The organism is Meiothermus cerbereus DSM 11376 (assembly GCF_000620065.1).
In the GTDB taxonomy this organism is placed as follows: domain Bacteria; phylum Deinococcota; class Deinococci; order Deinococcales; family Thermaceae; genus Meiothermus; species Meiothermus cerbereus.
On the sequence record NZ_JHVI01000013.1, the window covers coordinates 32,311 to 47,635 of the forward strand.

The window sequence follows — 15,325 nt, forward strand, 5'->3', positions numbered from 1 at the left end:
GCGTGATGCCTGGCCCATCGAGCCTGATAAAAGCACACCTGAGGCGTTTAATTTCAGCATGTGATCCAGCAGTTTTGCTAGCCAGACGCCAATCGAGAAGACTTCACTGTGGAGCAGCCATGACCCTAACCCGACCGACCTTCAAACAAACCACCCTCGAGAACGGGCTCACCGTCATCGCCGAGATTAACCCCGAGGCCAAGAGCGTGGCCCTGGGCTACTTCTGCAAGACCGGCAGCCGCGACGAAACCCCCGAGATCTCGGGTGTTTCGCACTTTCTGGAACACATGCTGTTCAAAGGCACGGATAAGCGCGATAGCCTGGAGGTCAACCTCGAGTTCGACCAGATGGGGGCCCAGTACAACGCCTTTACTTCGGAGGAGAACACCGTCTACTACGGGGCCGTGCTCCCCGAGTTTGCCCCCAGGCTTTTGGAGTTGTGGACCGACCTGATGCGTCCGGCCCTGCGCCAGCAGGACTTCGACACCGAGAAAAAGGTGATTCTGGAGGAAATTGCCCTCTATGAGGACCGGCCCAACGTGATGCTTTTTGACTGGGGACGGGCGCGCTATTTTGCTGGGCACCCGCTGGGCAACAGCGTGCTGGGCACAACCCAATCGATATCGGCCCTGACCCGCGACCAGATGGCGGCCTACCAGGCCCAGCGGTATGCGTCCGGCAATCTGGTGCTGGTCCTGGCGGGCAAGGTGGACTGGGAACGCACCCTGGCGCAGGTTGCCGAGCTGACCGCATCCTGGGCCAGAGGCCAGGCCAATCGCGCCTACCCTGCGCTTAACCCTGCGGTGGGCGAACTGCGCGAACCCTACCCCAAGGCCACCCAGACCTACCTGGCGGTTTTTGCGCCGGGGGTCTCGGCCCAGGATCCACGCCGCTATGCGGCCCACATTCTGGCCAACATCCTGGGTGAGGAGGGCAACAGCCGCCTGCACTGGGCCCTTAGCGATAAAGGGCTGGTGGAGTCGGTGGGGGCCGGAATCGACGAGGCCGACCAGGCTGGGGTGTATTACATTTTTGCCCAGACCGACCCGGCCCACGAGGAAACGGTCAAGGCCGTGCTGCGCGAAGAACTCGAGCGCCTCGAGCGGGAGGGGGTGCGCCAGGAGGAGCTCGAGCGAGCCAAAAACAAGCTGGCCACTGCGCTGGTGTTTGCGGGCGAGACCCCCATGCAACGCCTGATGAGCGTGGGCATAAACTACATCTACAACCAGAGCTACGAACCCCTGAGCGAGGTGGCCCGCAAGGTCGAGGCTGTCACTTTAGCCGATGTAAACGGTCTTCTAGAGTCGCGGCCCTTCAGCCAGAGCTTTTTCTACAGCCTGGTGCCTGCCTGAGGGCGCTTGCTGCCCCGGGAGGCCAAGCGGAACCCAAGGCTGCCGGGGCATTTCTTGAGGAAATATAAACGCACTTCTTAAGACCCCGGCCCTATCATGCGGGGGTGAAGGTGTGGTTTTTGCTGATTGGTCTGGTGTGGGGTGGGGCCCTGGCCCAGAGCGCACTGGAGCTCGAGGTACTTCAGCGCACCAACCAGGTGCGCCTCGAGCGCGGCCTGCAATCCCTGCGGTGGGACGCGCTGGCTTACAAAGCTGCGCGGGAGCATGCCCAGGACATGTTGCGGCGCAACTTTTTCGCCCACCAGAACCCCGACGGCCTGGGGGCCGCCGAGCGGATGCGGGCCGCCGGGGTGCTCGAGGTGATGGTGGGCGAGAACCTGGCCAGCTTCGAGGGTTACCCGGATGCCCTAATCCCTCAGCGGGCGCTTTCTGGCTGGATGAACAGTCCCGGCCACCGGGCCAACCTGCTCAAGCCCGGGTTCACCCACCTGGGGGTGGCCCTGGTGCGCCAGGGGCCTCGGGTGGTGGTGGTACAGAACTTTATCGGGCGGCCCTTCGACCCTCAGGTGCGCCTGACCCCAGCCCCGACCGAGCGCACTGTGCTGGTGCTTTCGGGCACTGCTTCCGGCACGCTGGGGGTGTTTGTGGGCAACAACCTCTATGCCCGGCTCAATCCGCCCATCCAGGCCCGCCTCGAGCTGCCCCCCAAGGCCGAGGTGAGCTTTGCGCTTTTTGATGGCCAGACCTGGTGGGCTACCCGGAGCGGCCAGCGGGGTTTGCAGCTCGAGCAGACCCTCGAGCACAGCACCGTACCCGGCCAGCGGGTCAGCCTCAGCCTTCCAGCAGGCAACTTCACCCTGGCGGTGGGTTCGCAGCCGCGCTTCTGGCAAAACGTCTCAGGGCCGGTGCGCCTCGAGCTAACCCTCCCCAGCACGCTGGAGGTGCTGTGGCTGGGACTGCGCCAGGACAACAGCATCAGCTACAGCCACCGGATTCCCCTTCAACCTTAGGTGGGGGCCTGCTATCAAATGGCAGATTTTAGATTTATAATCCAAAAAGCATGAAACGCAACAAGGAGTTTGCCAACCGCCTCCATGCGCTATCACCCAAGTTTGCCTATGTGCCGCAGGAAGACCGCTTCCTGATGAACCCCGGCCCCCTCAAGTACCGCTTCAACGTGATTGGGGCGGGGGTGAATGGGCAGGAGCACATCAAAGTGACGCTGCTCGAGGGCAGTTGCACCATCCACGGCGTCTTTGACCCCAACCCCACCAGCGTGGAGGCCGCCCGGCGCATCAAGGCCCAGTTCAGCCAGGAGCCGCTGGTGGTCTACGAGAGCCTCGAGGCCGCCTGCCACGACCCCGCGGTGGACGGGCTGATCATCTGCACCCCCAACCACACCCACCTCGAGGTGCTCAAGGTGGCGGTGCAGTCGGGCAAGCACATCCTGCTGGAAAAGCCCATGGCCACCAACCTGCAAGATGCCTACGAAATCTGGCAGATGGCCCAGAACTACCCCAAGGTACTGCAAATTGGCCTGCAGTACCGCTTCAAGCCCATCTACGTGGAGGCCATTCACGAGGCCAAGGTGCGCCAGAGCCTGGGCGAGATCAAGACCCTGACCATCCTCGAGCACCGCGAGCCCTTCCTGGACAAAGTGAAGCAGTGGAACAAGTTTTCCCAGTACTCCGGCGGCACCCTGGTGGAGAAGTGCTGCCACTACTTCGACCTGTTCAACCTCTTCGCCGAGTCGCGCCCGGTGAGCGTATACGCCTCGGGCAGCCAGGCGGTGAACTTCCGCGACTTCGAGTACGGCGGCCTAAAGTCAGACATTCTGGACAACGCCTTTGTGATTGTGGAGTACCAAAACGGCATCCGGGCCAACTTCAACCTGTGCATGTTCGCACCCATGGTCTACGAGGAAATCGTCATCTGTGGCGACGAGGGCCGCCTCAAGGCCAGCGAGGGCGTCAACGGCCAGGCCTACTCCAAGTGGGAGAACTACCTCGAGGTCATCTGCCTGCCCGACCGCACCTCCCGCACCATGACCCCCAGCTACCCCGCCCTCATCGAGGAAAGCGGCCACAGCGGGGCCACCTACTACGAGCACCTGCGCTGGATCGAGGCCATGGACGGCTTACCCAGCAAGGCGGCCACCGCCGAAGAGGGCTTCTGGAGCGTGGTGGTGGGGGTAGCCGCCGAGGAGTCGGTGAAGCGGGGGGAAAAGGTGTGGGTGAAGGAGTTGCTCGAGGGGAGTGGGTTGGGGCATCTGAGTTGACGCTTTGGTTGATACCCAGCGCCATCAATTCACCTGGTTCGGCTCCTTTGCTACCACGGTGTCGTACAGCCCGTAGTGTGCCAGGCCTTTATGGCTATCTATGCCTGTATAGCGCAAAGAGGCGTCCTCGTAGCGACGGAAGGCAAAGATGGCCTGGTTCATCTGCTCGGTGTTAAACACCCTGAGGCTTACCAAAAGGTGGAAGTCTTCTATGGTCAATCCGGTAACGGTAAGAAATAGATCCGGCTCGAGTTTGGTGATTACATCCTGCAAAGTGTTCTCGCGGAAATCGGTCAGGTACATAAATGCCGGAATACGTGTAGCAAACTTGATAAGCTTTTCTTGAATCAGCTTGCGCTTGGACTTATATTCTTTCTCCTCATCGGAGAGAACTTTTTTCTCCTTTTCTGTAAGTCCGCTTTCCCTGGCTTTCGTCTTGAGCTGCTTGATCTTTTCGCCCTGGTTGATGACCGTCTCGATGATGTTATCGCCCAAGCTGCGCCAACCTTCGATGCGCTCCACCGCAGCGAGCGCTTCGGGGCTGTTCAATATACGCCGCAAGGTGTCGTTATCCACGTTGACCAAAAGCGCCGACTCCCATTTACGTGCCAGCAGCGTGGCCGAAGTGCCGGCAATTGCGATGTCGAGGATGCCGCCAGCATCAATCTGGGTCATGTTCGCGCCATCGTAGGCCAGCACCGGCAGGAAGGCGATAAGTTCGTTAACCGCCTTCTCGGGGTTGGGCTCGTGGGGCGAGAGGCCAACGGCATACTCCGAAAGCTGCCGCAAAGCGCGGGTAGGCGCGAAGTCGAAGACAAAGCAAACCGGCTTGAGGATAAGTTCCTTTCTGGGGTCGTCGCCATCAGGGTTTTTGATGACCCAAGGCGACTGCACCCGAAACGCCGCCTGGAAGTAGGTCTCCGGCGACTTGAGGTTACGCAGCATCAGAATGGACGACCACTGCGGCACCGTAACACCCGTGGTCAGCTTGCCACAGGTAAGGGTGATGGTCTTGGTATCGAACCCGCTGCCGATGGCCTTACGCACCGGCGGCAGGGCTGCAAGGCCGATACCCGCCTGTGCACCGGCAGCTACGACCACGGTGTAATCGTGCCAGAAGGTGTTATGCCGCTCGGCCAGGAGGTTGGCCATCGCATAGCAAGACGCCACGCTCGGCAGAAACCAAAGCGAATGTTGCAGGTAGGGCAACAGCCGCACATCGTGGTAGGGCCAGGGTGGCTTGGTACCGGTTTTGAGAAACTCCACCGACTTGGGCAGGTAGCCACCGCGGATAATGTCCAGCCACTTCTGCACCTCGTCCTTATGCTTGAAGGTGGCCTGTTTACCCGTCCCGCTGGCCGCGAAAAACTCGTTGAGGTCGAATTCATCAAACTCGCCGCCGCTGGCAATCGCCAGTAGCTCATCCGGCATCTGGTAGGTAAAAAGCCGCATCTCCGGCAAGGCAGCATAGGGATTGGGCTGGCCGGGGTATTCGCGAGCAAAGGCTTCCTTGGCACGTTGCTCGTCGGTATAGGTCCAGTTGAAGATCTGCTCCTCGATGAACTCGCCAGTTGCCAACGCGCGAAACGGCGTGCCAGAGAGGTACAGATAGGCCCGTGTGGTAATCGGCAGGAACTCAGTCTCGGCCTCCCCAAGCTCCTTAAACTCTTCCTCGAAATCGGCCAGGCTCACGCTTTGGGCCACCCGGCCCGAAAGGGTGGTGCCGTACTCCGCTTTGAGTTCTGCGCTAGCGTCCTCTTCGCCCTCGAACAGCTCCTTGGCCGTCTCGCGCCAAGCCCCGAAGTGGTATTCGTCGAAGACCACCAAGTCCCAGTTCACGACGTGCAGCCATTCGTTGTGAGCCTTGATGTTGCCGTATTCGTCACGACCGAGCAAGTCTTGGAAAGAACCAAAATAAACCAATGGCCGATCAGAGCTAACCTGGGTAGGGTCTCCGCCGGTGGCGCGGGAGAGGTACTGCCAGCCCTCGAAGTCCAGGTGGCTTTCCAGGTCGCTCTGCCAGGCATCCTCAACTGCTGGCTTGAAAGTCACGATCAGGACGCGCTTGGCTCCCATGCGCTTGACCAGCTGGTAGGTGGCAAAGGTCTTGCCGAAGCGCATCTTTGCGTTCCACAAAAAGCGCGGCACGGCCTTGGGGTTTTCGCGCCAGATGGAGTTGAAGTAGGCCAGCGCTTTCTCAACGGCCTCGGCCTGCTCGAGGCGCATGGAAAAGGTCTGGTAGCGCGTGCCCGAAAGGGGCTTGCCGGTACGCAGCTCGGCCAGCACGGCCTGCACATCCGCCACCGTGCAGCGCATCCACTCCCCCATCGCTCGCTCGAAACCTTTGCGCTCCAGAGCCGCTCTCACCTCAAAATCACTAAGCAGCGTGCCATCTTCCCGCGCCGCGGGTTCGTCCAGCTCGATGCGGTAGTTGGTGATGCCCGCTGTCTTGAGCTGCTCCGCCACGCGGGTTTTCACGTCTCGCGTGGTCTGGCCGATCTTGAGCAGCCCGCGGTGCGTTTCAGCATCAAGGGAATAGGCGTAGATGTGAAGCTGCGCCCTGGGCTTTTCGGCAAGGATTTGTTCGATGGGTTTAGTCATAACGCTGCGTGTCCAAAACACACGGGTGCTCAGGCCGCACCCATCCAAGGATTGAACAAATCGAGCCCCACGATTTGTTCAAAGTCGGCGGGTTGCTTGTCCAACCAGGCCACCACCTGCAATGCAGGTGGTGGCCGCATGAACTCGGAGAGCACGTTGGTATCGAGCAGAATCACGCGGACTCATCCCAGCGAGGCGTCTTGCGCGGCGTTTGGCGTTCGGGCAGTTCGAAGGCTGAATCCGCGACAGCCCGAAACCGCTCGCGCAGATGGCTACCCAGCCGCATAGAAAGCTGCGTCCCCTCCAGCGCCGACTTGAGAATACGTCGCGCCTCCTCCTCCATCGAGACCCCGTGCCGCGCCGTCCGAAGCCGCAAGGCTTGCTTGGTGGTTTCATCGAGGTTGCGAATAGTCAAGCTGGCCATGCTCACCTCCTTGTCGTGATATCAATGCTAGCATTGTAGGCAAAGCAATCAAGCCGATCCAAGGGGTTTACTCATCGTCGGCTTCGTCGGGGGCAGGTTCCTCGGTCAGGGTGTCGTCGTGCTCGGAAACCTGCGACTCGATAAAAGCGATTTCGTCAGCGGTCAGGCCATAGCGCTGGTATAGCTTGGCGTCGGTCCATGCATGGTCGAGCGGGAGATCGGGGACGAAGGCGTAAACATGTCTGGGCGCGTCTGGCAATGCAGGTCAGCACATCCGGGTTACGCCCGCGCAGGCTGAAGGGGGCTTGGGTGGTCATAGCGTGACCTCCTGGGCAGCCGGGTTCTCACGGTCGTGATACCAGCGCAACGGGTTGTTGGCGATATAGGCGCGGATGCGCTGCAAGGATGGGTCGCTGCGGATGATGTGTTCGTAATAATTGCGTTGCCATACGGGTACACCGGGCGTGCCGCGGCGTTCGTTGATATGTTTGGTGGATACCGTTTTGAACGCCCCGACCAACCGGCCAATCGGTTTGCGTTGCGTTGGTGGGGTAGGGGCGGTTCGGGTAGGGGCGGTTCGCGAACCGCCCCTACAATTATCGTCGGTGATCACGATGATGCCGTGTAGATGGTTGGGCATGACCACCCATTCATCCAATTCCACATAATCGTATTGAATCCCTAACCATTCCCATACATCGGCAACAATCCTGCCCGCGTCATTCAACCGCATCTCCCCACCTACCACCTCGCCTAGCAAACACGCTCGGTTCTGCGTACAGATGGTGACGAAATACGCCCCTGCCTGGGCGTAGTCGTATCCCTTCAGTCGGATGGACCGGCGGTGATGGTTGTGGAGATCGTGCGTCATGGCAGATCACCGCAGATCGGCCCCGGCGCCAGCGCGGCTAGTTCACGCACCGTCATGGGCGGATAGGCCTTGGCCGGCGTGAAAATCTCGTGCTTGCCCAAATGCGCAAAAAGCGACCCTTCTGCGCTGAAGGTTGAGGAGAGGGTGAGGGCATCTAGGCGGAAGTCGCGACGCTGGTACTTGCCCTTACCCAGGTAGCCCCACTCGGCGAAGGTAATCGGCTGGCCATCGTGGGTACTCATTTTCAGCGCATCGCCATGAATCAGGTTCTGCGAGAGCACATACGATGCGGCTCGGAAAAGGGGGTTGGTCTCTTCGAGTTCTAGATACTCGGCAAAAATCTCCAGCAGGTTCATCCGGCACTCGGCAATGTTGTCTTCAAGGAGCTCGATGCCATAAAGACACATCAGCGCGAGCAGGGCGTAGTGCTGCCGCTCAAACTTGGATTTACCGTATTTGATTTCTACAGCGGCAAGCTTGCGGCGCAAAATAGCTACCAGGAAGTTGCCGCTACCACAAGCAGGCTCCAGAAACCGCGAATCGATTCGCTCAGTTTCTTCTTTTACCAAGTCTAGCATCGCCTCAACAAGCCAGGGCGGGGTAAACACCTCACCGTGTTCAGCGACGCGTTTTTTAGATTTTATGTAGCTTACTGGCGTCAAAGACTCCATTACGGGTATTTTATGCCAGATTGAAGTCTCAAAGGTGATGCCCCTTTTCGGAGATATCTCCAGTAGCAACGGGCTCGGGTTGAGTGTGGAAATAAACCTCGGAACGTTCCTTGATTCTGCCCAGGCGAACCAGGCGAGCCGCTATTGCACCCTGGGTTCGCCCGTGACGCTGAGCGATTTCGTTGACGGGTATGCCTGAGTCAAAGGCAGCAAGGAGCTCTTTATCTTCATCCACAGACCATGGACTACCAGCCTTTGCGTGAATAGAACTTTTGCGATGGGTTGCTCTATGGCGCCTAGCCTCTTTATCTAGTGCCTTTGAAGCAACAAAGAGTGCGCGGATGACCTGTGGACTATTTAGCGTGTTTTGTGCTGGCAAGATCTCTCCTGTCTCGGGGTCGATACCGTTGGCTAGTGCTTCTATGATTTTCCTCGCTTCAAGCGGCGACATTAAAGAAGCCTCCTATACGCTCATTCGCACATTAGCGATTAATCCCTTAGACCTTTCCTGAACCAGCGCAGTTTCCTATACCTCGAAGTGACCGCATAGAGGTCTCCAATATTCGCCGCATACTAACCCACCCCTGCCCATTTCAGACGGCAATTTGCACTTGACGCGCCCGCTGCCAAGCCAGCCACCCCTCAGTCATGCTCGAGTCATCCTGCAGTGCGTACCCTGATAGAGAACCTGAGGAGGTACGGGCATGAAAAAGCTGTTTGGGCTTATGGCGGCGGTGCTGTGGCTGGGGTGGGGGGTAGCCCTGGCCGATAGCTTCGACATTTTCGAGTACACCCCACCCCAGGGGTGGAAGAAAACCAACCTGCAGGGCGGGGTGATGCTCTCGCTGCAAACCAAAGAATCGTTTGGCGGCATTGTGCTGTATGCCAGCGTGCCCGCCGGCAACAACCCCGAGCAAAACTTTAAGGGCGAGTGGAAGCGGCTGGTGGAAGAGGGGCTGGGGCTGTCCGGTGAGCCCACCACCGAGATGGGGCCACCCAACGGCGAGTACCAGAACCTGGCGGGGGGCCTTGCGGCCACGCAGGACGGGCTCAACTACGTGGTGTTGCTCTCCACCTTTACCGGCAACGGGCGCGCGGCCAGCGTGCTCTACATCACCACCGACGAAAAGCTCTTCGACCTGTTCGACCGCTTCAACAGCACCCTCAGGCTCAACAAACCCAAAGCAGCACAGGCCCCGCCGGTCAATGTGGCCCGTCCACCCGCCAACGCACCGGCCAGCAACCGCAGCATCGCCACCCCCACCACCCGCTTCAACGACGGCTGGGTGGCCACCATCGAGCAGGGCTTCGTGCGGGTGGCCAAGGGCGAGGTGGTGGTGCTATTGCACTATGGCCTGCCGCTGCCGGACAACATGTGGGTGATGGGCAACGAGCAGGAGCGGGTGGGCTACTACTGGAACCGTCTGGTGGCCCCTCGCTACAGGGTGGACGAGCTCAAGGTCTTCAAAAACGACATCTGTTATTTTTGCCTTTATTTTGGCGAGGGCAGCGCAACCGAGATTGCCACCGGCGCGCGCAAACACGTGGCCCTCTACATCTCGTTTGGCAATGGCCTGGGCTATGCCGTCCAGGTGGTGGCCCCCAGCTTTGCCGCCTTTCAAAAAGAGTTTCCCAACATCGAGGCGGTGGGCAAGATGTACGGCTACAACAAGTTTATGGTCAAGGCCGCCGACCTGGTCGGCACGTGGAAAGAGAGCAGTTTCGCCGCAGGCCAGTACTACAACTCCGTCACCGGTGCCTATGCCGGCATGAACGCGGTGAGCAGCGCGCATAGCTTCACCTTTAATCGCGACGGTACCTATAGCTCTGCCCACAGCGGGGCCAGCGGCTTTGTGGGTTCACAGCAGTTCTACTCGCAAAAATACCAGGGCCGCATGACCCTAAACAACTGGCAGATGAGCCTAACCAACCGCTTCAACAACAAGACCGAGGTGTTCGAGGCCTACTTCGAGATGACCGGAAGCGGGCCGGTGCTGAACCTGGTTCAGGTAGATGGGGGCATGCGCTACCGGCTGGTGCGGGAGTAGCCGGGCTCTACCCGGCCACCCCCTCGAGCTTCCAGTCCACCTGGGGATGCATGGGCTTTAGGGCGTGCAGGAGTTCGTTCAGGCGGCTGATGGTCTCGAGGCCCTCTTCGCGCAAGGCCTCGCGCACGCGGGCCTGGTCGGGGTAGAAGCGCAAAGGGTGCTGCCACACCGCGCGGCCCGCCAGATAACCCCGCGCGCCGGCGTTCAGGGCAGCTTCCAGCATCTGCACAAACTGGTCGGCATTCAGGCCGCCCGAAAGCAGCAGCCAGGGGGCCGGGAGCTTGCTGTATTCGCGCATGTCGGCCTCGAGGTCCTCCAGGCTGTAGCCCGAGCCGCCCCACTCCTTCACTAAGCGGGCCGCACCGGGGAAGGCCAGTTTGTAGAGGTCGATGTGGAAGCTGGGGTCGGCAAAAGCCGCGGCGATTTCCAGCGACATCTCGCGCAGTTTGGCGTTGTAGGCGGCCTCGTCCTCGCCGGGCAGGGGGTAGGGCAGCACCTCGAAGATAAAGAGGCGGTCGGCCCGCTTGCACGCCTCCCCCACCCTTCGCACGAACTCGAGCTGGTGCTCGACAATTTCCTGTGGGGCGTCGGGGCGGTGCCAGGCCAGCAACTTCAGGCCATCGGCCCCCATCTGTACGGCCCGCTCCACGCTCCAGCCGGGGATGAGCTGGCTTTTGCGCCAACCGCCCTCGAGGGTCTCGAAGCGGTGGTGCTCGAGGGTCAGCATCAGGCCGGTTTCGCGGGGCAGGGCAGGCATGGCCGCCGGAAAGGCATAGTGCGGGTCGATCAGGATGCCGGTCACGGCGCGGCCCAGGGTCTCGGCCAGCAGGCCCTTGAGTTCGGCTACTTCGGCCCCCACATCCTCGGGGTTGCGGCCCAGGGCTTGGGCCACCAGGTTCATCAAAGGTGGGCGCTGGTCGATGGCCAGGGTGCCAAAGCGCAGGGCCCCATCACCGATACGGGCATAAGCACGGGCTTTTGCTGGAGTGGTTTGCATATCTTTCCCTCTGAGGTTTTTGGTGAAAAGCTGAATCTAGGCGCGGCCCTGGGATGCCAGGAAGGCCTCTAGCTCGTTGCGGTGTGGCGGCGCAGCGTTGGCACAGTGCAGGGCGGCTACCGCCGAGGCGAACTCGAGCGCCTCGAGCTCTGTTTGCCCCTCGGCCACCGCCAGGGTAAACGCACCGTGGAACACGTCGCCGGCCCCGGTGGTATCGCGCACGTGCACCTTGTGGGCCGCTACCCGTCCCCCCGCATACGCGACCCCCTCGGCCCCCAGGGTAACGGCAGCGAATACCTCCAACGCCTGTAGTTGGGCCAAAAGCGCATCCACGCCGCCTTTTTTCAGCGCCAGCTCTTCCGAGGCCACCACGTGCGTGGCCACCTGAATAAGCCTCCAGTCTTCCTCCCGGTCGCGATCCAGATCGAGCACCACCGGAAGGCCCCGCGCCCGGGCGGCCTGGCCCAGCCTATACCCGGCGGTGGCCCAGCGCCCGTCCAAAAGCAGCGCCCTCGCCTCCCCAAGCAGGTCTTCCTGGCTCAGCAGCAGTTCCTCGGGCAGGGCAGGCCGGTAGGGAAAAATAAAGCGCTCCCCCTCCGGCGTCACCAGCACCGCCGAGACCGGGGTGGCCGCGCCCAGCTGGAAATGGGTTTTGACCCCTTCGGCCTCGAGCAGCTCCTGCAGCCGCTCGCCCGCCGCATCATCGCCCCGGCGGCTTAGCAGGTGGGCCGCCCCCCCCAGCCGGGCCACCGCCAGCGCGGCCACTGCGGCCGGGCCGCCGATGGTCTCGCGGTAGGCCCGCACCCCGGTTCGGCTGGCGCGGGGTGGGAACTCCTCGACGTAGTAGCGCTGATCCAGGTTGGCCCAGCCCACGGTCAGTACCTTCATACCAGCCTGCGCTCCTCCGAACGTGGGGGCAGTACCTCCAGGCCCAGCCAGACACACATCTCCAGCAGGGCCTCCTCGTGCGCGCCCATCCCCACCGCCAGGTGGTGCGGGATGCGGTGGTTGAGCCAGCTCGCCAGGAACTGCCGGGGGGTGAGGGGTTCACCAGCCCAGGTAGGGCGGGTAAGGTGCCCTGAGTCGCCGTCGTAGCCCTTATCGCCGTTCAGCACCCCCCCGTGTACCACGGCTTTGCGGCCCGGCAGCAGGCGCAGGCCGCTGATGGGCCCTGCGCGCAGGGGCATGTCGCGCACGGCGGGCAGGTTGCGGTTGAAGTGCGGCACCAGCCGGGTGGGGCCACCGGCCCAGACCTGGGGGGCTTCGCCCCCGTGCCAGAGCATCACCCCTTTGGACGAGAAGTGCGAGATGTCCAGCAGGATGGCGGGCCGCCCCGAGATGGCCTTCAGGGCCAGCATACCGGCCAAGCCCATCACGTCGCCCTCGGGCGCCAGGGTGTAGCCCATATCGGCCAGACGGGCCATGGCCGCATAGGCCATCACCCCGGTTTGGTCGGGGATTTCCGGCCACTCCCGCAGGGCCACCCCGTCGTAGGGCCGGGCCAGTTTTTCCAGGGCCAGCTCGAGGCGGAAGCTTTCGCGCAAAGCTTCCAGCGGGTACTCCGAAAGCTCACGAAACGCTGACGCCCGCTCCTCTACCTCGGCCTCTGAGACCGCCGCCAGGGCCGCCCATAGCTCGCTCAGGTCGGCCTTCTCGACGGTAAGGCCGGTCTCGGGCAGGGCCCCAAAGGCAAAAAAACCCGGCGCATGGCCGCCCAGCCATAGCACGCGGCCTTCGCGCAGCACCCTGGCCCCGCGTAGGGCCTGTAGGGTGAGCTGCAGGCGGGCCTGGAACCAGGCATCCTCCACCACTCCGTAGAACCACTTGGTGGGCTTTTGCGCCAGCGAAACCCCCAGGTTGAGGCCGCAGATTGCGTTCTGCGGCAGGGGGCCGCTCTCCCACACCTCCGGCAAGGCCCACAGCCCCACCGGGATGGGAAGCTCCAGGAGCGGCATAAAGGCATCGCCGGTGGCAAAGGTCACATGCTGCACCAGCAGTAAATCCAGCTTTGCGTTTTGGGCCGCACGGGCCGCCGCCTCAGCCTGGGCAGCGTCGACCACCGGCTCGGCCACAAAGGCCAGCTCGAAGCCCAGCTTGGGGCCCAGGGCTTCCAGGGCTTGGCGGCTGCTGTGCTCGAGGCCCAACCTCGAGCCCCTGAACAAAGGCCGCACGATGGGAACTAGACCAACTCTTAGGTTTGACATATCACTTTTCGTTCACTTTAGTACACCCAAGCCGCACTAACCCTTGACTCCACCCTGGGTCAAACCGCCCACTACCCGCTCCTGGAACAGCGCAATCACCAGCGCCACCGGCACCAGGGCCACCACCAGCGCTGCCGAGATGAGCGGCCAGGGAAAGACGTACTCCCCCTGATAAAGCTGGATGCCCACCGGCAGGGTTCGCATGGCCTTGGCCGGTAACAGCGTGGAGGCCAGCAGGAACTCATCCCAACTGTTCACAAACGCCAGGATGGCCGCAGTAAAAACCCCTGGCGCAGCCAGCGGAACCACCACGTGCCACAAGGCCCCCAGCCGGGTGCTGCCGTCAACCATGGCGGCGGACTCGAGGTCGCGCGGGATGCCCGCAAAAAAGCTCACCAGCGTAAGGGTAGCCACCGGCAACGAAAGCGCAGCGTGAGGCAAAATCAGGGCCAAGTAGTTGTTACGCAGACCCAGCTCGTTGAAGGTCTGGTACAGCGGCACCATCAACGAGGCCACAGGAAACATGGAAACCCCCACCAGCAACGACAAAATCAGGTTGCGCCGCGGCACATGCAGTCGGGCCAGCGCATACGCCGCCAGGCTGGCCACGCTCACACACAGCAGCGTAGAAAAACCTGCCACGATCAGGCTATTCAAAAAGTAGCGGGCCAGGGGCTGCTCCCGAAAAGCTTGCACGTAGTTTTGCAGGGTAGGGTTGTCGGGCCAGTAGGTAATGGGAATGCGGGTCAGCTCGGCCTCTCCCTTGATGGAGGTCAGGAAAATCCACAAAGCCGGGAAAAAGCCATTTAACACAACGATAGCCGCAGCTATCCATAACCAGATGCGCGGGTTATTGATTTTCATATGTCCCCAAAAAGGCCTTTGCGGCCCTGATTTGCTTTATAGTGCTGCACTCGCCTATCCCTAGTCATCGGCACCTCGAATGTAGCGCAGGTAGATCACCGTAATCGCCATGCTGACTAAAAACAGCAGCACGGCCAGGGCTGATCCATAACCGAAGTTGAGGTTCTCGATACTGGTCACCCGCACGTACATCGCCAGCGTCTCGGTGGCGTTGCCCGGCCCACCTTTGGTCATGGCATAGGGGATGTCGAAGGTTTGAAAAGCGGTGATGGTGCGAAAAATCATGGCCACCAGAATGGCCGGCGTGAGCAACGGCAGGGTAATGCGCCAAAAAACCTGCCAGCGGCTTGCGCCATCTACCTCGGCGGCTTCGTAGAGTTCCTTGGGAATGGTCTGCAAGCCCGCCAGCAAAATAAGGGCTACGAACGAGCTGGTCTTCCAGATGATGGTAAAGCAAATAGCCCAAAAGGCCAGGTCGGGCCTGAACAGCCAGAATTGGCGCTCGCCCCCCAGGCGCACAATCCAGTCGTTGACCACCCCATACTGGCTATCAAAAAACCACTGAAAAATCAGACCCACGAACACCAGCGGCAAGGCCCAGGGCAGCAGCAACCCCAGGCGAACCGGCCACTTTACCCGAAAGGGCAGGTTGGCCAGCAAGGCCAGGCCCAGCCCCACCACCAGAGCACCCGGAACCGTAACCAGCACAATCAGGGCAGTGTTTCTAAACGCGTTCCAGAAGCGGGCATCCTCGAGGGCGGCTGCATAGTTGGCCAAGCCGATAAAGCTGGCCTCAGGGCCTTGCGTAAGCTGGTACTGAAAAAAGCTGGTGTAGATGAGCCGTACCACCGGATACAGCGCTACAAAGCCCAGCAGCAGGCCCGCCGGGAGCAGCAGCCAGACGGCCAGCGCTCGCTCGGACATATCGCCAAAACTTCGTCGGTATGGTTGGGTGGGCACAGACACAACTATTCTCCTGTCGAAGTGGCCTCGAGCCGCAGTAAGGGTGCAAAAT

The 15,325-nt window shown here is 61.2% G+C and carries 16 protein-coding genes; 4 read left to right on the plus strand and 12 right to left on the minus strand.

From position 1 onward, the window contains the following. The first annotated feature begins 119 nt into the window (after nucleotides 1-119). From Q355_RS0105945 to Q355_RS0105955, 3 genes are all read left to right on the plus strand, one after another. Nucleotides 120-1,352 (plus strand): M16 family metallopeptidase, encoded by a 1,233-nt coding sequence (locus tag Q355_RS0105945; protein WP_027876950.1) that lies wholly within the window; start codon nucleotides 120-122, stop codon nucleotides 1,350-1,352. Nucleotides 1,353-1,456: 104 nt separating this feature from the next. Continuing rightward, the gene (locus Q355_RS0105950) at nucleotides 1,457-2,362 is read left to right on the plus strand and encodes a CAP domain-containing protein (protein WP_027876951.1); all 906 of its coding nucleotides are present in this window, start codon (nucleotides 1,457-1,459) and stop codon (nucleotides 2,360-2,362) included. Between the two features lie 50 nt (nucleotides 2,363-2,412). Then, complete coding sequence (locus Q355_RS0105955; protein ID WP_027876952.1) at nucleotides 2,413-3,630, plus strand: Gfo/Idh/MocA family protein; 1,218 nt, start codon at nucleotides 2,413-2,415, stop codon at nucleotides 3,628-3,630. Between the two features lie 24 nt (nucleotides 3,631-3,654). On the opposite strand, the gene Q355_RS0105960 is transcribed toward Q355_RS0105955, so the two are convergent. From Q355_RS0105960 to Q355_RS16400, 7 genes are all read right to left on the minus strand, one after another. Continuing rightward, on the minus strand, nucleotides 3,655-6,231 hold the full coding sequence (locus Q355_RS0105960) for a GIY-YIG nuclease family protein (protein WP_027876953.1): 2,577 nt from the start codon (nucleotides 6,229-6,231) through the stop codon (nucleotides 3,655-3,657). A gap of 29 nt (nucleotides 6,232-6,260) precedes the next feature. Continuing rightward, nucleotides 6,261-6,407 (minus strand): PIN domain-containing protein, encoded by a 147-nt coding sequence (locus tag Q355_RS16990; RefSeq protein ID WP_211247157.1) that lies wholly within the window; start codon nucleotides 6,405-6,407, stop codon nucleotides 6,261-6,263. Further along, entirely contained in the window at nucleotides 6,404-6,655 is a 252-nt protein-coding gene (locus Q355_RS0105970) for a FitA-like ribbon-helix-helix domain-containing protein (RefSeq protein ID WP_027876954.1), read from the minus strand. Before Q355_RS0105970 ends, Q355_RS16990 begins: the two co-directional genes overlap by 4 nt. Nucleotides 6,656-6,722: 67 nt before the next feature. Then, on the minus strand, nucleotides 6,723-6,914 hold the full coding sequence (locus Q355_RS0105975; RefSeq protein WP_027876955.1) for a hypothetical protein: 192 nt from the start codon (nucleotides 6,912-6,914) through the stop codon (nucleotides 6,723-6,725). Nucleotides 6,915-6,968: 54 nt separating this feature from the next. Next, nucleotides 6,969-7,388 carry a transposase gene (locus tag Q355_RS0105980; protein WP_245597509.1) on the minus strand — a complete coding sequence of 140 codons (420 nt, stop codon included), beginning with the start codon at nucleotides 7,386-7,388 and terminating at the stop codon, nucleotides 6,969-6,971. 134 nt (nucleotides 7,389-7,522) lie between these two features. Beyond that, the gene (locus Q355_RS0105985; protein ID WP_027876957.1) at nucleotides 7,523-8,197 is read right to left on the minus strand and encodes a DNA methyltransferase; all 675 of its coding nucleotides are present in this window, start codon (nucleotides 8,195-8,197) and stop codon (nucleotides 7,523-7,525) included. A 28-nt stretch (nucleotides 8,198-8,225) separates the two neighbouring features. Then, entirely contained in the window at nucleotides 8,226-8,648 is a 423-nt protein-coding gene (locus Q355_RS16400; RefSeq protein ID WP_211247158.1) for a hypothetical protein, read from the minus strand. A 253-nt stretch (nucleotides 8,649-8,901) separates the two neighbouring features. On the opposite strand from Q355_RS16400, the gene Q355_RS0105995 reads away from it, so the two are divergent. Next, nucleotides 8,902-10,245: a hypothetical protein gene (locus tag Q355_RS0105995; protein WP_027876958.1), complete on the plus strand. Its 1,344-nt coding sequence runs from the start codon at nucleotides 8,902-8,904 to the stop codon at nucleotides 10,243-10,245. Between the two features lie 7 nt (nucleotides 10,246-10,252). Here Q355_RS0105995 and Q355_RS0106000 read toward each other — a convergent pair whose 3' ends face one another. Genes Q355_RS0106000 through Q355_RS0106020 form a run of 5 tightly spaced genes read right to left on the minus strand, consistent with a single transcriptional unit; the run spans nucleotide 10,253 to nucleotide 15,234 of the window. Further along, nucleotides 10,253-11,242, minus strand: a complete 990-nt coding sequence (locus tag Q355_RS0106000; protein WP_027876959.1) for a tagatose 1,6-diphosphate aldolase — start codon at nucleotides 11,240-11,242, stop codon at nucleotides 10,253-10,255. A gap of 36 nt (nucleotides 11,243-11,278) precedes the next feature. Further along, nucleotides 11,279-12,130, minus strand: a complete 852-nt coding sequence (locus Q355_RS0106005) for a PfkB family carbohydrate kinase (RefSeq protein ID WP_027876960.1) — start codon at nucleotides 12,128-12,130, stop codon at nucleotides 11,279-11,281. Then, a complete protein-coding gene (locus Q355_RS0106010) occupies nucleotides 12,127-13,446 on the minus strand; it encodes a fucose isomerase (RefSeq protein WP_027876961.1) in 1,320 nt (439 codons plus the stop codon). Before Q355_RS0106010 ends, Q355_RS0106005 begins: the two co-directional genes overlap by 4 nt. A gap of 36 nt (nucleotides 13,447-13,482) precedes the next feature. Next, nucleotides 13,483-14,310, minus strand: coding sequence for a carbohydrate ABC transporter permease (locus tag Q355_RS0106015; protein ID WP_027876962.1), 828 nt, complete (start codon nucleotides 14,308-14,310; stop codon nucleotides 13,483-13,485). A 60-nt stretch (nucleotides 14,311-14,370) separates the two neighbouring features. Beyond that, a complete protein-coding gene (locus Q355_RS0106020) occupies nucleotides 14,371-15,234 on the minus strand; it encodes a carbohydrate ABC transporter permease (protein WP_036258837.1) in 864 nt (287 codons plus the stop codon). Between the last annotated feature and the right edge of the window lie 91 nt (nucleotides 15,235-15,325).

Bases quoted from the DNA above. Each gene is read 5' to 3' on its own strand.
- Q355_RS0105980 (WP_245597509.1), bottom strand. From the start codon at position 7,388: ATGCGGTTGAATGACGCGGGCAGGATTGTTGCCGATGTATGGGAATGG.
- Q355_RS16400 (WP_211247158.1), bottom strand. From the start codon at position 8,648: ATGTCGCCGCTTGAAGCGAGGAAAATCATAGAAGCACTAGCCAACGGT.
- Q355_RS0106010 (WP_027876961.1), bottom strand. From the start codon at position 13,446: ATGTCAAACCTAAGAGTTGGTCTAGTTCCCATCGTGCGGCCTTTGTTC.
- Q355_RS0105985 (WP_027876957.1), bottom strand. From the start codon at position 8,197: ATGGAGTCTTTGACGCCAGTAAGCTACATAAAATCTAAAAAACGCGTC.
- Q355_RS0105995 (WP_027876958.1), top strand. From the start codon at position 8,902: ATGAAAAAGCTGTTTGGGCTTATGGCGGCGGTGCTGTGGCTGGGGTGG.
- Q355_RS0105970 (WP_027876954.1), bottom strand. From the start codon at position 6,655: ATGGCCAGCTTGACTATTCGCAACCTCGATGAAACCACCAAGCAAGCC.
- Q355_RS0105945 (WP_027876950.1), top strand. From the start codon at position 120: ATGACCCTAACCCGACCGACCTTCAAACAAACCACCCTCGAGAACGGG.
- Q355_RS0106005 (WP_027876960.1), bottom strand. From the start codon at position 12,130: ATGAAGGTACTGACCGTGGGCTGGGCCAACCTGGATCAGCGCTACTAC.
- Q355_RS0105955 (WP_027876952.1), top strand. From the start codon at position 2,413: ATGAAACGCAACAAGGAGTTTGCCAACCGCCTCCATGCGCTATCACCC.
- Q355_RS0106020 (WP_036258837.1), bottom strand. From the start codon at position 15,234: ATGTCCGAGCGAGCGCTGGCCGTCTGGCTGCTGCTCCCGGCGGGCCTG.
- Q355_RS0106000 (WP_027876959.1), bottom strand. From the start codon at position 11,242: ATGCAAACCACTCCAGCAAAAGCCCGTGCTTATGCCCGTATCGGTGAT.
- Q355_RS0105960 (WP_027876953.1), bottom strand. From the start codon at position 6,231: ATGACTAAACCCATCGAACAAATCCTTGCCGAAAAGCCCAGGGCGCAG.
- Q355_RS0106015 (WP_027876962.1), bottom strand. From the start codon at position 14,310: ATGAAAATCAATAACCCGCGCATCTGGTTATGGATAGCTGCGGCTATC.